This is a genomic window from Pseudomonadota bacterium (genome assembly GCA_036339585.1).
Lineage (GTDB): Bacteria > Pseudomonadota > Alphaproteobacteria > UBA8366 > UBA8366 > UBA8366.
On record JAYZAS010000011.1, the window covers coordinates 47716 to 62841 of the forward strand.

Annotated in this window: 13 protein-coding genes; 2 read left to right on the forward strand and 11 right to left on the reverse strand. The window is 43.8% G+C overall.

What is annotated here, in order from left to right; all coding sequences use genetic code 11:
* Positions 1-7: 7 nt before the first annotated feature.
* The 3 genes from VX941_08390 to VX941_08400 all read right to left on the reverse strand — a co-directional run bounded on the left by VX941_08390 (position 8) and on the right by VX941_08400 (position 2001).
* Positions 8-652 (reverse strand): TIGR02466 family protein, encoded by a 645-nt coding sequence (locus tag VX941_08390; GenBank protein MEE2933426.1) that lies wholly within the window; start codon positions 650-652, stop codon positions 8-10.
* Between the two features lie 121 nt (positions 653-773).
* On the reverse strand, positions 774-1382 hold the full coding sequence (locus VX941_08395) for a TIGR02466 family protein (protein ID MEE2933427.1): 609 nt from the start codon (positions 1380-1382) through the stop codon (positions 774-776).
* Between the two features lie 7 nt (positions 1383-1389).
* Positions 1390-2001, reverse strand: a complete 612-nt coding sequence (locus VX941_08400; GenBank protein ID MEE2933428.1) for a TIGR02466 family protein — start codon at positions 1999-2001, stop codon at positions 1390-1392.
* 90 nt (positions 2002-2091) lie between these two features.
* Here VX941_08400 and VX941_08405 point away from each other — a divergent pair, with 90 nt between their 5' ends.
* Together VX941_08405 and VX941_08410 are read left to right on the forward strand one after the other, a co-directional pair.
* Complete coding sequence (locus VX941_08405; GenBank protein MEE2933429.1) at positions 2092-2448, forward strand: Spx/MgsR family RNA polymerase-binding regulatory protein; 357 nt, start codon at positions 2092-2094, stop codon at positions 2446-2448.
* Positions 2449-2481: 33 nt separating this feature from the next.
* Complete coding sequence (locus VX941_08410) at positions 2482-3270, forward strand: SDR family oxidoreductase (GenBank protein ID MEE2933430.1); 789 nt, start codon at positions 2482-2484, stop codon at positions 3268-3270.
* Positions 3271-3370: 100 nt separating this feature from the next.
* Here the strand turns inward: VX941_08410 and acnA are convergent, their stop codons facing one another.
* From acnA to VX941_08450, 8 genes are all read right to left on the reverse strand, one after another.
* Complete coding sequence (gene acnA, locus VX941_08415) at positions 3371-6082, reverse strand: aconitate hydratase AcnA (GenBank protein MEE2933431.1); 2712 nt, start codon at positions 6080-6082, stop codon at positions 3371-3373.
* A 12-nt stretch (positions 6083-6094) separates the two neighbouring features.
* Positions 6095-6958, reverse strand: coding sequence for an isocitrate lyase/PEP mutase family protein (locus VX941_08420; protein MEE2933432.1), 864 nt, complete (start codon positions 6956-6958; stop codon positions 6095-6097).
* Positions 6959-7119: 161 nt separating this feature from the next.
* Positions 7120-7989 carry an isocitrate lyase/PEP mutase family protein gene (locus VX941_08425; protein MEE2933433.1) on the reverse strand — a complete coding sequence of 290 codons (870 nt, stop codon included), beginning with the start codon at positions 7987-7989 and terminating at the stop codon, positions 7120-7122.
* Between the two features lie 4 nt (positions 7990-7993).
* A complete protein-coding gene (locus tag VX941_08430; GenBank protein MEE2933434.1) occupies positions 7994-8551 on the reverse strand; it encodes a hypothetical protein in 558 nt (185 codons plus the stop codon).
* A gap of 102 nt (positions 8552-8653) precedes the next feature.
* Positions 8654-10180, reverse strand: coding sequence for a DHA2 family efflux MFS transporter permease subunit (locus tag VX941_08435; GenBank protein ID MEE2933435.1), 1527 nt, complete (start codon positions 10178-10180; stop codon positions 8654-8656).
* Between the two features lie 247 nt (positions 10181-10427).
* Positions 10428-11945, reverse strand: coding sequence for a DHA2 family efflux MFS transporter permease subunit (locus VX941_08440; GenBank protein MEE2933436.1), 1518 nt, complete (start codon positions 11943-11945; stop codon positions 10428-10430).
* Between the two features lie 4 nt (positions 11946-11949).
* The gene (locus VX941_08445; protein MEE2933437.1) at positions 11950-13536 is read right to left on the reverse strand and encodes a DHA2 family efflux MFS transporter permease subunit; all 1587 of its coding nucleotides are present in this window, start codon (positions 13534-13536) and stop codon (positions 11950-11952) included.
* A complete protein-coding gene (locus tag VX941_08450) occupies positions 13533-15071 on the reverse strand; it encodes a DHA2 family efflux MFS transporter permease subunit (GenBank protein ID MEE2933438.1) in 1539 nt (512 codons plus the stop codon). Before VX941_08450 ends, VX941_08445 begins: the two co-directional genes overlap by 4 nt.
* Positions 15072-15126: the final 55 nt, after the last annotated feature.

Here is a 15126-nt window from a genome sequence, read left to right on the forward strand (position 1 = left end):
TGTGGCCTCACATAGTTGCGTTAAAAGACACACTTATGCGTTCACCCTCTGAGGCATTTACTTGAACCGAGTGCCGTAAACTGCTGTCAAAAATTACCAAATCACCGGGTTGAGGTGAATATGATGCAACTACATTGTTATAGGGAGTATCTCTCTCAATAGGCGGCCTGATCATGGTATCAGCCTGGTAAGAGTGGAAAAGGATCTTAGAACAGTTTGGCGGTGCCTTTACATAATAAACGCCAGTCATGATGTGATTGGCATGATTGTGAATCTCCTGACTCATACCGTGCTGATATATGTTTACCCAACATTGAGTAATTCGCAGATTATTTTCAGCTAATGGATAAGCCATTGTTTCTCCAAATTTTTTAAGGCCTTCCATTAGAAAATCAGCAAATTCCCGAAATGCGGGACGTTCATGAAGATTACAATTATTTGATATTGTTGTGTAGACATCACAAGCCCAAGAGGTGGGTTTGCCATTTGGTGTCTCTGCCCGGATCTGATCCAGCTCTTGTATCATAGCGTCACAAAGTCTGTTTGAATTAGGTGCGCGGGTCAATTGGATAGGAACCTTAAACAAATCTTCCACAATGCGCTCGATTTTAATAGGAGACGCTGGTTTACTGTTATTAGGAGTAAGCGGCATGCCTGGCCTTTCATAAGTTACCCATCATTAAGTGTAATATTTCTACGCAATAGAGGCCAGTTAGTAAAATGTCGCTATTACTGGGAGGAAATTTTCAATGTCTAAGGGATCAATATTAAAATTACAGAGCGCATGTGAAGCCTATTGAAATTCTCTCTTCATCGACATTGTGAAGCAGAACACGATGTTTCAGGTGGCTATTAAAAATTATTAAATCACCTTCACTCATTTTAAAACCAGCCTGGCGCATATTGTATTGATTACTTACCTTTATCGGGGGGGTTATCATTTGTTCAGATGAAGGAGAGTCAAATGCAAGTAAACCGGAATTATATGGTACTTTTATGAAGTAAACGCCAGTAAATAATGAGTTTGGATGGCAGTGTTGATCCATAGAGTCTTTATTTTTTAATATATTTATCCACATATTATTTATAGATAATCTACCGTTATTTTTATCTATACAAAGTTTACTTGCAAAAACCTCAATTTCCTCAGTGATAAAGTCAGCTAGTTCGCGAAAGCTCGGTTCGTCCATTAGTTGGTTTTTATTGCGCGCAGTTGTGTAAAGGTTGCCCGCCCAATGGCGAGGTTTGCTGTTTGGTGTTGTCCGACAAATCTCATTGATAGCTGCCAACAATGTAGAGTTTAATTTTTTAAAATTGGACGGCTTAGAGATTTGGATGGTTTGCGGAAAATATTCCAATATTGTCGATGGTAATTCGTACATTTTTCTGTCAGAACCGCGCATTAAACGAAAGGCTAATGCGCTCTCCTTCTATGTCGTTCGTCGGAACTGAGTGACGCAGCGAACTATCAAAGAAAATGAGGTCACCAGGCTTTGGGTGCAGGGATGCTATCGGGTTGTTGAGTGCGTTTTCCTCGTAAACAGCAGGACGTATCATTACATCAGCAAAGTGCGAATGAAATAAAATCTCTGAACAATTGGCCGGCGCCTTGAGGTAATAAACACCGGTCATGATATTGTTGGGGTGATGGTGTATTTCTTGGCTCATACCAAAGTTGTAGATATTCACCCAGCATTGCGTGATTTCAAGACTTTCGATGGTAAAATCATATCCCATCGCGTGACCAAATTGCATAAATCCCTGGCGCATCAATAGATCGAAATCATGAAATCCAGGGCGCTCATGAAGCCTGTTGTTGTTAGTCAGCGTTGTGTAAACATCACATGCCCAACTATCCGGCTTGCCATTCGGTGTGGTCATGCTTACTTGCTTAATCTCGGCGACAAGTTTCTCATTAAGTGTTGCCGCATTCGGAACTTTGATTAGCATAACTGGAACAGGAAATAGCTTTTGGTAATCACGGGCTGGAACTTTGGACACAGCGAACTTTCTTCCTTCTATCTAACTACAAATTATAGTCGCATTAGATTGTGGTGGTATTATATGAAATTACGGTTGAGGAGGCGATTGATGATTCATATATATGGTCTGAAAAATTGTGACTCTTGTCGGAAAGCCATAAACTGGTTGTCCACTGAGAGTATACCTCTGAAGTTTCACGATTTTCGTACTCAGGGACTTGACCCTAAAAAACTAGATAGATGGTTGATTCAAACAGATTGGAATGTATTGCTTAATCGGCGCAGCATGACTTGGCGTAAGATTCAAGACATAAAAAAACAGGACCTCAATAAAGCGCGTGCAAGAGATTTGATGCTTGCGCACTTTAAATTAATTAAAAGGCCGGTCTTTGAGATACAAAAGAAAGTTCTGATTGGAGCCACAGTGGATATATTTAATATGATAAAGAAACTAAACAGAGGATAGTTTCCGTAACTCAGGGTCATAGGAGTAAAATAAATGGAATGCAGAATGGACGGACGCAACGCCCTCATTACCGGGTCTAGTCGTGGTCTTGGTCGTGCGATGGCACTAAATTTTGCGGCATCAGGTGCCAATGTTGTAATTTGTGGTCGGCGTGAAAATTTGCTTAGCGAAACTCTAAAAGAAGTCGAGGCTGTTTCCGACACAAAAGCGTTTGCATTTGTAGGAGATGTAAGTACAGCTGCTGGTGTAGCTGAGCTGCTAGACAATGCCGAAAATGCTCTTGGTCATATTGATATTTTGATCAACAATGCGGGTGCCTCTTTGCGCAAACCTTTCTGTGAGATTAGTGATGAGGAATGGGTAAAAGACTTTGAGGTAAAGGTTTATGCCGCCATTCGAACTTGTAGGCATGTTCTTCCAGGTATGATGGAACGTAAGTGGGGTCGAATAATAAATGTTCTCAATATTGGGGCGAAAGCGCCGCCGGGCGGAGGAGCTCCAACAGCTGTGTCTCGCGCCACTGGAATGGCTCTCACTAAGGTACTGTCCAAGGAGGGAGCTCCTCACAATGTTTTGGTAAATGCTATGCTTGTCGGACGGATAGAGAGTGATCAGTGGCTTAATCGTTGGAAAGCAACCGACCAAAAGCAGAGCTATGATGACTATCTCAAAGATATGGCAAAAGATCTTAAGTTACCAATTGGGCGCCTCGGGCGTGCCGAAGAATTCGCGAACATGGCTTGTTTTCTTTGCTCAGATGCGGGGTCGTACATAAATGGGGTGGCAATTAATGTTGATGGCGGCACAAGTCCTGCCGTCTGAGAAATAAGGTCATAATTTTATAAATAACGCCAATTAGAAACTGCAAGTTGTGGCTTACATGCTTAGCTTGCGGTGCCAATATTTTAAACAAAGGTCTCTATCACGCCGCCTTTAAAAGTGCTTGTCGTAAACAGTAATGCAACATGCCACCATTTTTAAAATATTCTAACTCCACTTCTGTATCTAGGCGGCAGCGAAGTTGGATGGTTAGCTGCTCGCCGTTTTCCCGTGTGATTTTACATTCGATGTCTTGACGGGGAGTTAACCCTTCGGACAAACCGGCAATATCAAATTTCTCTGAACCATTCAACTCAAGCGTTTTACGGGTTTCACCATCCTTAAATTGAAGAGGAAGAACACCCATCCCAATTAAATTTGAACGGTGAATGCGTTCCAGATTCTCTGCGATGACGGCTCTTATGCCCAATAGTTTTGTTCCTTTAGCCGCCCAATCACGAGAAGATCCGGTGCCGTAGGCTTGAGCTCCGACAACTACAAGCGGAACGCCATCAGATTTATATTGCATTGCAGCATCGAAGACACTCATCTCTTCCCCACTTGGCCAATGGCGGGTAAATCCGCCTTCTTTTCCATCAACCATCTCGTTTTTAAATCGTATGTTCCCAAATGTTCCACGCATCATAACTTCGTGATTTGTGCGGCGCGCACCATATGTATTGAAATCCTTTCGCTCCACGCCCTTTGATAAGAGATATTGTCCCGCTGAGTGCTCTTCTGGTATGACGCTAATTGGTGAAATATGATCTGTGGTGGTCATGTCACCCGCCATTATGAGGCAGCGAGCTCCTTCAATATTCTCTACCTTTGGCAGTTCCATCTCCATCCCTTCGAATAAAGGGGGTCGTTTGATGTATTCACTATTTTCTGGCCACTTGAATTCTATACCCTCATCAGTTTCCATCGCCTGCCATTCTGGCGTGCCCTCGTAAACAGACGCATAACGCTTACGGAACATCTCTGGCGTAATTACATCCTCCATAATACTCTCAACTTCTTTTGAAGAAGGCCAAATATCATGAAGAAAAACATCTTTACCTTCTGCGTCTTGGCCTAGAGGATCAGTGGTTAGATTTATTTGAAGAGAACCTGCAAGAGCATATGCAACAACCAAAGGAGGAGATGCTAAATAGTTCGCGCGGCATTGAGGATGGACACGTCCTTCAAAATTTCGATTTCCAGATAGGACAGCTCCCACGACAAGGTCATGTTCATCAATAGTATCTGCAATTGATGTCTCAAGCGGGCCAGAATTACCCATGCAAGTCACACAACCGAAACCCACGATATTAAAACCAAGAGCATCGAGGTCCTTCTGGACACCCGCTGCTTCAAAATAATCTGCTACAACACGTGAACCTGGCGATATTGACGCTTTTACCCATGGTTTGGGTCTGATCCCTATTAGTCTTGCATTGCGTGCCAATAAGCCCGCAGCCAGCATAACCGCAGGATTTGACGTGTTTGTACAGCTCGTAATTGCGGCAATCATAACCTTGCCATGGCTGAGTTCGAAGTCCTTTCCGGGTACATTCACAGCTTTAATTTCTGCCGTTCCGCACATATCCTCTAATGCGGTTTCAAAGTTTTTTGGAATTTGACTGAGAAGAGTTTTTTGGTTTGGTCTGGAGGGACCTGCCATGCAGGGTTCAATATCGCTTAAGTCTATTTCGACAATATCCGTGTAAGTTGGTTCTTTTTTTGTTGGATCTCTCCACAGACCTTGTAGCTTCGCATAAGTCTCTACCAGATTGATTTGTTCCTCTGACCTTCCGGATACCCGCAAATAATCCAATGTTTTAGTGTCAATTGGAGAAAACCCCATAGTCGCACCATACTCGGGAGACATATTTCCCAAGGTTGCACGGTTTGTGGCGCTCATTTCATCAAGGCCCGGCCCACAATACTCAACAAAATTTTGCACCACACCGTGATCGCGAAGCATTTGCGTTGCCGTTAATGCGACATCAGTAGGGGTTGATGCGGGGCCTAGTTCGCCAATTAATTTACAACCAACCACATCCGGTATTAACATTGATATCGGCTGGCCAAGCATGGCTGTTCCACCTTCAAGACCACCTACGCCCCAGCCAAACACTGATATTCCGTTGACCATAGTGGTATGGCTGTCCATGCCCAAAAGGCTGTCAGGTATAGCACAGAGCTCGCCATTTATTTCGCGCCCAGTAACAACGTTCGCAATGTATTCTATGTTAACTTGGTGAAGGATGCCTGCACCTGGCGGAACAATTCTTACATTTTCGAACGCTTGTGCAGCCCATTTCAAAAAGGAATAGCGTTCACCATTTCGCTCATATTCCAGGGCTACATTTCGTTGTAGAGCATCTTCGGTACCATGAAAGTCTGCTATCACTGAGTGATCGATGACAACATCGACCGGTATGAGTGGATTTATTGACTTAGGGTCACCGCCTAATTCAGATACTGCATCGCGCATTGCTGTTAATTCGACCAGAAGTCCCATATTGACGTCAGGCATGAGTATTCGAGCAGGATAGAAATTGATCTCCCGACTGTTTTTTGTGTTGCTTGGGGTGCTAATATTTTTTTTGGTCTCGGAAACCCATTTGCCAAGTGATGTGATATCATCCGCAGTTACAGAAATTCCATCTTCATTTCGAAGCAGATTTTCTGCTAGGACTTTGAGTGAGTAGGGAAGATCAGATAGATTCCCCGCTCCATTCTCTTCTGCAGCTTTTATACTGAAGTAATTGTATTCCTTACCATCTACATTGAATGCTCTTTTACAATCAAAACTATTGATGCTTGCCATGATTAGATTTTCCTAGTCTGAATATTTATCGTCCAATTGCATATAATGTGGTGTGTTAACCGCCTCCTCACGATCTTGAAATGACGCCATCATATCCATGTATTTTTCCGTATGACCAACTCTGAGGATTTCTTCGGCCATAAGCTTCATTGTATGCATCGCCGCTCGTTGCAAATCTCCGGGTGCTATCATGAGATTAAAACCAAGTTCTTCGAGAGCTTTTTTTTCTAGAACTGGCGATTTCCCAGACCAAAACATGTTGTAGAGCAAAGGAACGTCTTTGAATTCCCCTGAAATCTTTTTTAATTCATCCAATGATGTTGGTGCTTCCACGAATGCAACGTCTGCGCCTGCCTCCATGTACTTGTGCATTCTCTCAATTGCGCTATTTACCCCTTCGATAGCAAGGGAGTCTGTTCGTGCAATGACAACAAAGTCAGGATCCAGTTGATTATCTTTTATTGCCCTGATTTTCGTTACTAATTCTTCAACCGGTACTACGGTTTTGTTATCTAGGTGCCCGCAGCGTTTTGGAAATGTCTGGTCCTCTATATGAAAGCCGGCGATTCCCGTTCGCTCAAAGCGCTTGAGTTCGTGCAAGGCGTTTAATACGTTTCCATATCCGGTGTCAAAATCACCGATTATTGGTATCTCCACTGCATCGACCATTTGAGTAAGCCTATCCTCAATTTGGAAAGGGTTTAACATCCCCATGTCCGGTATGCCCGTTGATCGTGCAATGCCACCACCGGTTGCATACACAATCTCTGCACCGGCAGCCTGTACTATTCTCGCTGACATTCCGTCATATGCACCTGGAACTAAATGAGTTTCACCTGTTGCAAGTAATTTGCGAAGCTTGGTTGTGGCACGCATGAACTAATCCTCCTCGGCAATGACGTTCTAATACGGAAAAACCGAGTGCGCATAAACGCCGCCCGATACCGTTACGTTATCGCATGAGCAATTAATTGGAGCAATGGCATATGGGTTCTGGTTGGAGGATTAATTTTGTATTGGCATAGTTTTAAAGAATATTACTCTACTGAATATTTTTTTTCTAACTTACGCATCATTGTCAAACCTCCAATTTCCCAAGCATCATCTAAAGGCATAAGCGAGGATTTTACTGATTTGCTGTCGCCAGTCTCAAAAATTTTTTGAAGGGTCTCTTTGGTTGCTTTAGCTGCTGCAAGCAGTGGTTGTGCATAGAAACAGTCAAGTTTGAAGCCCATCTCATGTACTTCTTTTGCGGTAAGTATTGGTACCATAGGACTAGGGCTATGGTTGTAAAGTAAAGGTATCCGCTTTTTAAAATGGTTTGCAATTGCGCGTGTGTGGTCAAGATTATCAGCTACTTCACAGAACAACATGTCAGCACCAGCATCTATATAGGCATCCCCACGTTTTAACACTGCCTCAAGTCCTTCAACCAGATAAGCGTCGCAGCGAGCGATGAGGACGAAATTTTTATCCTTAACAGCATCTTTTGCTGCTCGGATTTTTTGAACCATTTCAGTTTTTGGTATAACTGATTTGCCTGTCATATGCCCGCACCTTTTGGGCCATGTTTGATCTTCAATATGAATACCAGCTACTCCGGCTGATTCGAATGCTCTTACAGTTCGTTGTGTATTTAGAATATTTCCATAACCGTTGTCAGCATCGACAATCACAGGAATGTTCACCGCTTCCGCTATGTACCTTGCGTTGGTGACCATTTCATCCATTGATAGCAGGCCGATATCTGGATAGCCCCTGCATACGGCGGTTCCTGCTCCAGTAACAACACAGAGTTCGAAGCCTACCTGCTCAACCAATTGGGCGGTCATTGCGTCATGAGCGCCGCCAGCGAGGATGAGACTATCCTGTTTGAGTAAATTGCGCAGTTTTTTTGTTACTGTCATCTGATTAAGCAGGCAATGGGGCTTTGTCGTTTCCGTCTGGGATTTCCACATCAAAATTATTTAAGACGGAACCTATCAATCCATAAAAACCACAAAGGCAATTAAGTTCTATCACCCCATCTGGTCCAAACTCCCTCAGGGCTTCTGAAAATATATTGTCGGGTGTTCTGAGGTCATTAGCAAGCATGCCAGTGACGAATTCATAAACAAGCTTTTCTTGCTCGTTATCAAAATCTGGCTCTTTGCGCTCTGCAATAGCATCACAAATGTGTGGAGAAATTCCTTCTTTCTCTCCTATGCGACGATGGGCATGCCACTCATATTGAGCTGTCCAGTGTCTTGCCGTGATTATTATAGCAAGTTCCCGCAAATTGCCGGGCAAAACACCTTCAAAACGCAGTTGTGCTCCTACTTTTTGAATTAAGTTACCTACTGCGGGATGATGTAGAAGGGGTACAAAAGGGCCCCGTAATTCGCCACGAGGGCTGGCAACTATCTGATCACGAAAGGCTTCCTGATCTGGATCAAGGTTTTCAATGTCGACCTCAGGGAGACGGCTCATGTTATGTTCCTTAAATATTAAATTTTATAAGTCATACGCTTTTAGAGCTTAAGCGACAATGATGTGCAGTTTAACCTATTTCAATTCATTAATTTTATTCCTCTACTTACGTAATTTTGTATTTTTGGGCGAGCGCAGCAGCAAAAGAAGTGGCATAAGCGCAATTACGGCAAACATCATTATCGTGAAGTCATGAATATAAGCGATAAATTGAGCCTCCGCATCAATCACTTCCCCAAAATTACTGAGACCCGCTACATCTTCTAAATCCCAATTTTCGGGCAATAAAGAATGTCTTAATCGTTCGTTGTACAAACTAGCATTTTCTGAAAGACTTTGGCGGGCTGTATGGGTTGACTGAACCAAGAGTAAGAACAGGACGGAAACACCGATGGAAGAGGCTATTCGTCGAATAAGACTTAGAATGACGGAAGCGTCAGGCCGTAATGATGCGGGTATGTTTTGGAAAGCTGCAGTTACTGCGGCAGTAGACATGAAACCTAACCCAAAGCCTTGCACTAGTATTGCCAACATAATAGGAAAGGGTCCTGTTTCCCTCGAGAGCTCAGAAAGCATCCAAGAGGAAAGGGCAAGACTTAGCATTCCGAGGAACAGTATGGGGCGTGGATTGAAACGTTGTAGTAATAATCCGCAACAAAATGCAGCTATCATAGTTCCAATGCCACGCGGTGTCATTAGCACGCCAGCGTCCATAGGAGGGTAGCCGAGATGGTTCTGGAGAATCGGCGGTATTAGCCCTACATAGCCCCACATAGTGAAATTCAGAATAAAACCAAAAATGGCACCGACTATAAAATCACGATTTTTCAAAACCGCTGGATTCAAATATGCGTTTCGTGTTGAGAAACAATGGATTGTAAAAACCCAAAAAGCCGATGCGGCTATGATAGAGTAAATTATAATTTCAGGAGAGTCGAACCAATCACGACGTTGACCATTATCAAGCATTAATTGAAAGGCGCCTACACAGATTGCTAAGAGAAAAAAACCAAATAAATCAAATCTTTTTGATCCTTCAGGTTTGTCAGTGGGCACAAGTGTATGCATCATGACTAAAGCGGTAAGACCCAGAGGGATATTCATCAAATAAACTACTTGCCAGCCGAAGAATTCAGTTAAAACTCCGCCAACCAATGGGCCAATAACCACGGCACTCATTCGCCCTGTTTGAAGCCAACCAAATGCCTTTCCATGTTGATCGGCCGGAAAAGTAGCAAGCACAACCTGTATCGTAAGGGGATTTAGTCCTGCAGCAAAACAACCCTGAAGAAACCTAAAGGCAACAATTTCTGGTATGCTTGATGATTGGGATACTAATGTTGAGAATAAAAGGAATCCGCAAATTACGAAGATATAAAGCCTTTTACGGCCAAGCTTTCTCGCTAACCACGCGTAAACTGGAGTAAACATGGCCGCTGCAACAAGATAGGCGGTGAGCACCCACGAAACTTCTGTTATGGTCGCGGATAAAGCGCCTTGCATCTGTGGCAAGGCTACACCCGTAGCAAAGCTGTCCATACCCTGCATTGCCCCGGCGGGTATTGTCGACAAGGCAATGAGTAATTTTTGGCGTTCAGATAGCCTAACTTGTGTTTCAGTAGCTGCCATTAAAAAATTTAACTTAACTTTAGTATTTGTGACACCGCAGAAATATGGCTTGCCCAAACTTTAACACCGGATTAAAGGCATTTATTCTTGACAATAGGAAAGTTGTTTTTAGGCTCCTTTTTCCTTCCCCTTGTCTGAAAATCGGAAGAGCATTTGTAGTGTTCTATTAATAGCGCTTCATATAGTTAATCAAGCCTTTGTAAAAGAATGGCATCGGTAGAAGACGAAGATAAAATGATACAACTGGTTAGTATTTTTTTGTATCAAGTCGCATCAAAAATACAAGTGGGAAGAGACATAACAGAATTACAGCCATAAGCTGAAAATCAAATAGGAAGCCAAGAAATTCGGCTTCTTTTTCAACGAGTCGGTTCAAATGGAAGGCTCCAGACTGTTCATCTGGGTTCCAACTTTCGGGAACTGATAGCTCTCGTAGGCGTTCAGGCGCGATATGTATCGCTAGGCCATTGCGCACTGACTGGGTTTTATGAACAAGCACACTTACAAGAATTGAAATTCCTATCGAAGTCCCAAGCCTGCGAGCAAGTGAGTTCATCACTGTCGCATCAGGACGCAGTGCTGGGTCAAGGCTGGTAAAAGCGCAGGCAGTGATGGGAACGGTAAAGGCTCCTATGCCAAACCCTTGAAGAATAACAATTGCCATAATGTATTGTATCGGCGTATCGGCAGTAATTAACGATAAGAGCCACATAGAACCTGCCATCGAGAGCAATCCAAGAGTAACTGTTGGACGTGGGTCGCGCCCCGTAAGAAGCCATCCGGCTACCGAAGCACCTATTATTGAGCCAATTCCCCGCATCGCCATTACTATTCCAGCGCTCGTCGGAGGATGGCCCATGTGATCTTGAATCACTTTTGGTAGCAGCCCAGCCATGCCATAAATCATGAATCCGAGCGCGAACACCAGAACCAGTCCAATAAAGAAATCCCTATTCATGAAGACGTGCGGATCGATATAGGTATTTTTTGCAGTTGAGACGTGGACAGAAAACAAATAAATACCAATCGCTGAAAGAGCAGCAAATATTATTATTGTATTGCTTGCAAACCACTCCAAACGCTCACCCTGATCGAGCAGTAACTGCAAAAATAGGATAGCTATGCTTAGGGTAATAAAGCCAAACATATCAAACTTGGATGCCTTGATAATACCGCCCTCAGGAATATAGCGAGCCACCAAGTAAAAAGCCGCCAACGTAACTGGGATGTTGGCCCAAAAAACCCAACGCCAGTCAAACCACTCGGTAAGAAAACCACCTACAATAGGGCCTAGCATTACGCCGGCCATTCTGCCGTTTGACATCCAGCTGAAAGCCTGTGGGTGAAGTTGCCTAGGGTAGGCGGCTAATAATACCTGCTGCGCGAGAGGATTTAGGCCAGCGGAAAATGCTCCTTGAATAAACCTGTATATGATTAATTCGAGCAAAGTATTTGAGGTAGCTACAAGCAAGGTGCTGCCTATAAAGCCTGCTATAGTAATAAGGAGGAGTTTTTTTCTTCCAAGTTTTTTGCTTGCCCATCCGAATAATGGCATGAAGATGGCGGCTGCAACCAGATATGAAGTCAGCACCCAAGAAATTTCCGTAATCGTTGCAGAAAAACTACCTTGCATAATAGGAATGGCAACAGAGACCGCAAAAGTATCCATGCCTTGCATGGAACCGCAAGGAACTATTGCGACTGCAACCCAAAAACGTTCTTTTGCTGGCAGGTGAGTAGTTCGTTCGCTACTGGCATCGGACATGTTCTTAACTGTTCTTTTTTGCCGATTTTGAGTATTTGGGATGCTCTTCCATTTCGCCCGGCGGCTTAATTCGCAAAACTAGTACGAGCGGTAGAAGTAAAAACATCAAAAGTGTCATAAGCCGAAAATCATGAAGATAAGCGATAAATTCCGCTTGTTTGTCTATGACCTTCTCCATAGATAATAAGCCTGGCAGGCTGTCTAGATTCCATTTTTCTGGCAATGGAAGGTGTTTGAAAAGCTCATTATGGGCAGTGTAGTTCTCGCTGAGGACCTGCCTTGCACTTTGTGTTGATCGAGCGAGCTGTGTTACTAAAACTGATACTCCGATCGCCGATCCCAAGCGTCTAAACAAACTCAGGACCGACGTCCCATCTGCACGCTGAGATGGTGACATTGATTGGAAAGCTACCGTCGTGAGCGATACTGAAAGAAACCCAAATCCTGCTCCTTGTATAAACAATGCCAGAGAGATGTATATCGCGTTGACCTCAGGAGTGAAAAAAGACAACCAGCACGTTGATCCACCTATACAGCATATACCAAGCGCCGAGATTGGCCGGGCCGAATATCTCATTAGCATTGCGCCCGCGATAAGTGACGAAACCATCGTGCCTATGCCTCGTGGTACCATCAGGAAACCAGTGGAAATAACTGGGTATCCCATGTGGTTTTGCAATATTGGAGGAATTAATCCAGCGTAACCGAAAACCATAAAATTGAGTAGAAATCCAAAGAGCAGTCCTATTAGGAATTCACGATTGGCGAAAACTCTCGGGTTTAGGAAAGGATTGCGGCTCAAAAAGATATGACCAACAAATAAATATAGTGCGCCAGCAGATAGCAATGTTGCACCGATGATTTCTACTGAGTCAAACCAACCTAGGGTTTGACCTTGATCAAGAGCATATTGTAGCGCAAGGATAGCGATACCGAGTATTAGAAAACCAAAAAGATCGAATTTTTTGGTAGTCTCAGGATGCCCCCGCGGCACGTAAAGGTAAACCAGATATGCTGCCAGCATTCCAAGGGGGATGTTTGTAAGGAATACAAAACGCCAAGAGAAGTATTCCGTCATAATGCCGCCCAATAATGGCCCCACAATGATACCGCTCATCCGCCCGGTTGTTAACCAACCGAAGGCTATTCCCTGTTGACTGACAGGGAATGTTGCTAGGACGATTTGCATAAGTAGTGGGTTGAAACCAGCTCCAAAGAATCCTTGGCAGAATCGGAAAAAAATTATCTCTTCAAGGCTATCTGATTGAGCTATTAATCCGGCACATGAACAAAAACCGATAATTATAATTAGAAATAATTTTCGACGTCCGACACGCCGGGCGAGCCATCCATACATAGGCGTAAAAACTGTCGCGGCAACCAAGAAGGCAGTAAGGATCCAGGAAATTTCCAGTAAGGTTGCTGATAAAACCCCCTGCATGCGTGGTAATGCTACGCCGACAGCAAAAGTATCCATGCCCGTAATCATGCCGGCCGGCAAAATACCAATGACCACAGCAATGCGTTGACGAGGTGTTAGTAGAACCTCTCTTTCTTCGGGCTCCTGTTTGGATTCTGATTTTTCTATCATTTATTTCCAAGCGTTTTCTTTGGAGATCGTTCCGAACCTCGGAATAATAGTATTAGCGGCATCATAAGTAATATTACTATGCCAAGGACATGAAAGTCGAAAAGGTAAGCGATGAACTCAGCTTGCCTTGTCACTTCTTTATCGAGTGCTGCCATGCCTTGAATATTGGTTAAACTCCAGCTGTCAGGTAACTCTTTGTGGCGAAAAATTTCATTCAGTTGACTTACATTTGCACCAAGTATCTCATGGTTACGCTGGGTATTTCTAGCGATCATTCCGACAAGTACTGACACTCCAACACTGGATCCAATTTTACGCATTAGGCTCATAAATGCTGTTGCTTCGGCACGGTGTTCTGCAGGAAGCGTAGCAAATGTCATGGAATTTCCTGATACGAAGAAAAGCCCGAAACCAAAGCCTTGAATAATTATCGCGAAAATGAAGTGCCAGGTTGCTGTCTCAGGTGTGAAGCCAGCCATCATCCAGAGTGATAAAGACATTAGTGACATTCCAAATGCGCAGATCCATTTTGGGTTGAACCGGATCATAAGCCTTCCGGCGGTAGTAGAAGCTAATGCGGTTGCAATTCCGCGAGGGGCAAGGATAAGTCCAATTGTCAGAACCGGAACATCCATTAATCTGTTTAGGAAGGATGGAATTAGGCCCGTAAGTCCGACAAGTGTTACTCCGTGCATGGTAGTTAAACATAATCCAAGAACTAAATTACGGTTTTTAAAAATGGCGGGTTCGACAAATGGCTCATTCGAGGTCAATATATGCACTATAAAAAGGTAGAGTGCGAGACAGGCCGCAGCAAGTTCGAGCAAGATTTCGGGGGAGTGGAACCAGTCAAGCTTGTTGCCCCTATCTAGCATAAGTTGTGTAGCGCCAAGACAAATTGTGAGTAGTATGAACCCAAACCAATCGAAAGGTCGTTTTTCATTATCCTTGCTCTCAGGCACAAACATGTAAATTAATAACATGGCGACGGAAGCTATCGGGATATTCACGTAAAAATTCCAGCGCCACGATAAAAATTCAGTGAGTATTCCACCAAGTGTTGGGCCGCAAATTGCGCTAAACATTACTCCAAATGACCACCAGCTGATTGCGATTCCGTGTTCTTCGCGTGGATATATATCGAGAAGGATATGCATTGAAAGAGGAACCAGGGCAGCACCGAAGACACCCTGTGTAAAACGATAGGCGACCATTTCATTAATTCCGTCAGCTCCACCAGCAAGCATTGAACAGACAATAAAGCCACCTATAACAACAAGGAATAGTCGCTTACGACCGAATTTACGACCGAGCCAGCTCACTGGCGGTGTGGCAATGGCAACTGCAATTAGATAAGATGTTAAAATCCACGATGCTTCCTCAAAGGTTAGCGATAGCGAGCCCCGTATATGTGGCAGAGCGACAGCAGCAAGCATTGTATCCATGCCTTGTAACCCAGCCCCCATCACGGTAGCTATAGTTATTATTCCACGGTGGGTAACAGAGTCGGTGATTTTACTCGCTGTTTTAGGCATGGTGACTGGAGAATATAGAAATTGTGTTTGATCCACTTATAATAGAATAATCGGC

Bases quoted from the DNA above. Each gene is read 5' to 3' on its own strand.
- VX941_08405 (MEE2933429.1), top strand. From the start codon at position 2,092: ATGATTCATATATATGGTCTGAAAAATTGTGACTCTTGTCGGAAAGCC.
- VX941_08425 (MEE2933433.1), bottom strand. From the start codon at position 7,989: ATGACAGTAACAAAAAAACTGCGCAATTTACTCAAACAGGATAGTCTC.
- VX941_08410 (MEE2933430.1), top strand. From the start codon at position 2,482: ATGGAATGCAGAATGGACGGACGCAACGCCCTCATTACCGGGTCTAGT.
- VX941_08435 (MEE2933435.1), bottom strand. From the start codon at position 10,180: ATGGCAGCTACTGAAACACAAGTTAGGCTATCTGAACGCCAAAAATTA.
- VX941_08395 (MEE2933427.1), bottom strand. From the start codon at position 1,382: ATGTACGAATTACCATCGACAATATTGGAATATTTTCCGCAAACCATC.
- VX941_08440 (MEE2933436.1), bottom strand. From the start codon at position 11,945: ATGTCCGATGCCAGTAGCGAACGAACTACTCACCTGCCAGCAAAAGAA.
- VX941_08390 (MEE2933426.1), bottom strand. From the start codon at position 652: ATGCCGCTTACTCCTAATAACAGTAAACCAGCGTCTCCTATTAAAATC.
- acnA (MEE2933431.1), bottom strand. From the start codon at position 6,082: ATGGCAAGCATCAATAGTTTTGATTGTAAAAGAGCATTCAATGTAGAT.
- VX941_08445 (MEE2933437.1), bottom strand. From the start codon at position 13,536: ATGATAGAAAAATCAGAATCCAAACAGGAGCCCGAAGAAAGAGAGGTT.
- VX941_08430 (MEE2933434.1), bottom strand. From the start codon at position 8,551: ATGAGCCGTCTCCCTGAGGTCGACATTGAAAACCTTGATCCAGATCAG.
- VX941_08420 (MEE2933432.1), bottom strand. From the start codon at position 6,958: ATGCGTGCCACAACCAAGCTTCGCAAATTACTTGCAACAGGTGAAACT.
- VX941_08450 (MEE2933438.1), bottom strand. From the start codon at position 15,071: ATGCCTAAAACAGCGAGTAAAATCACCGACTCTGTTACCCACCGTGGA.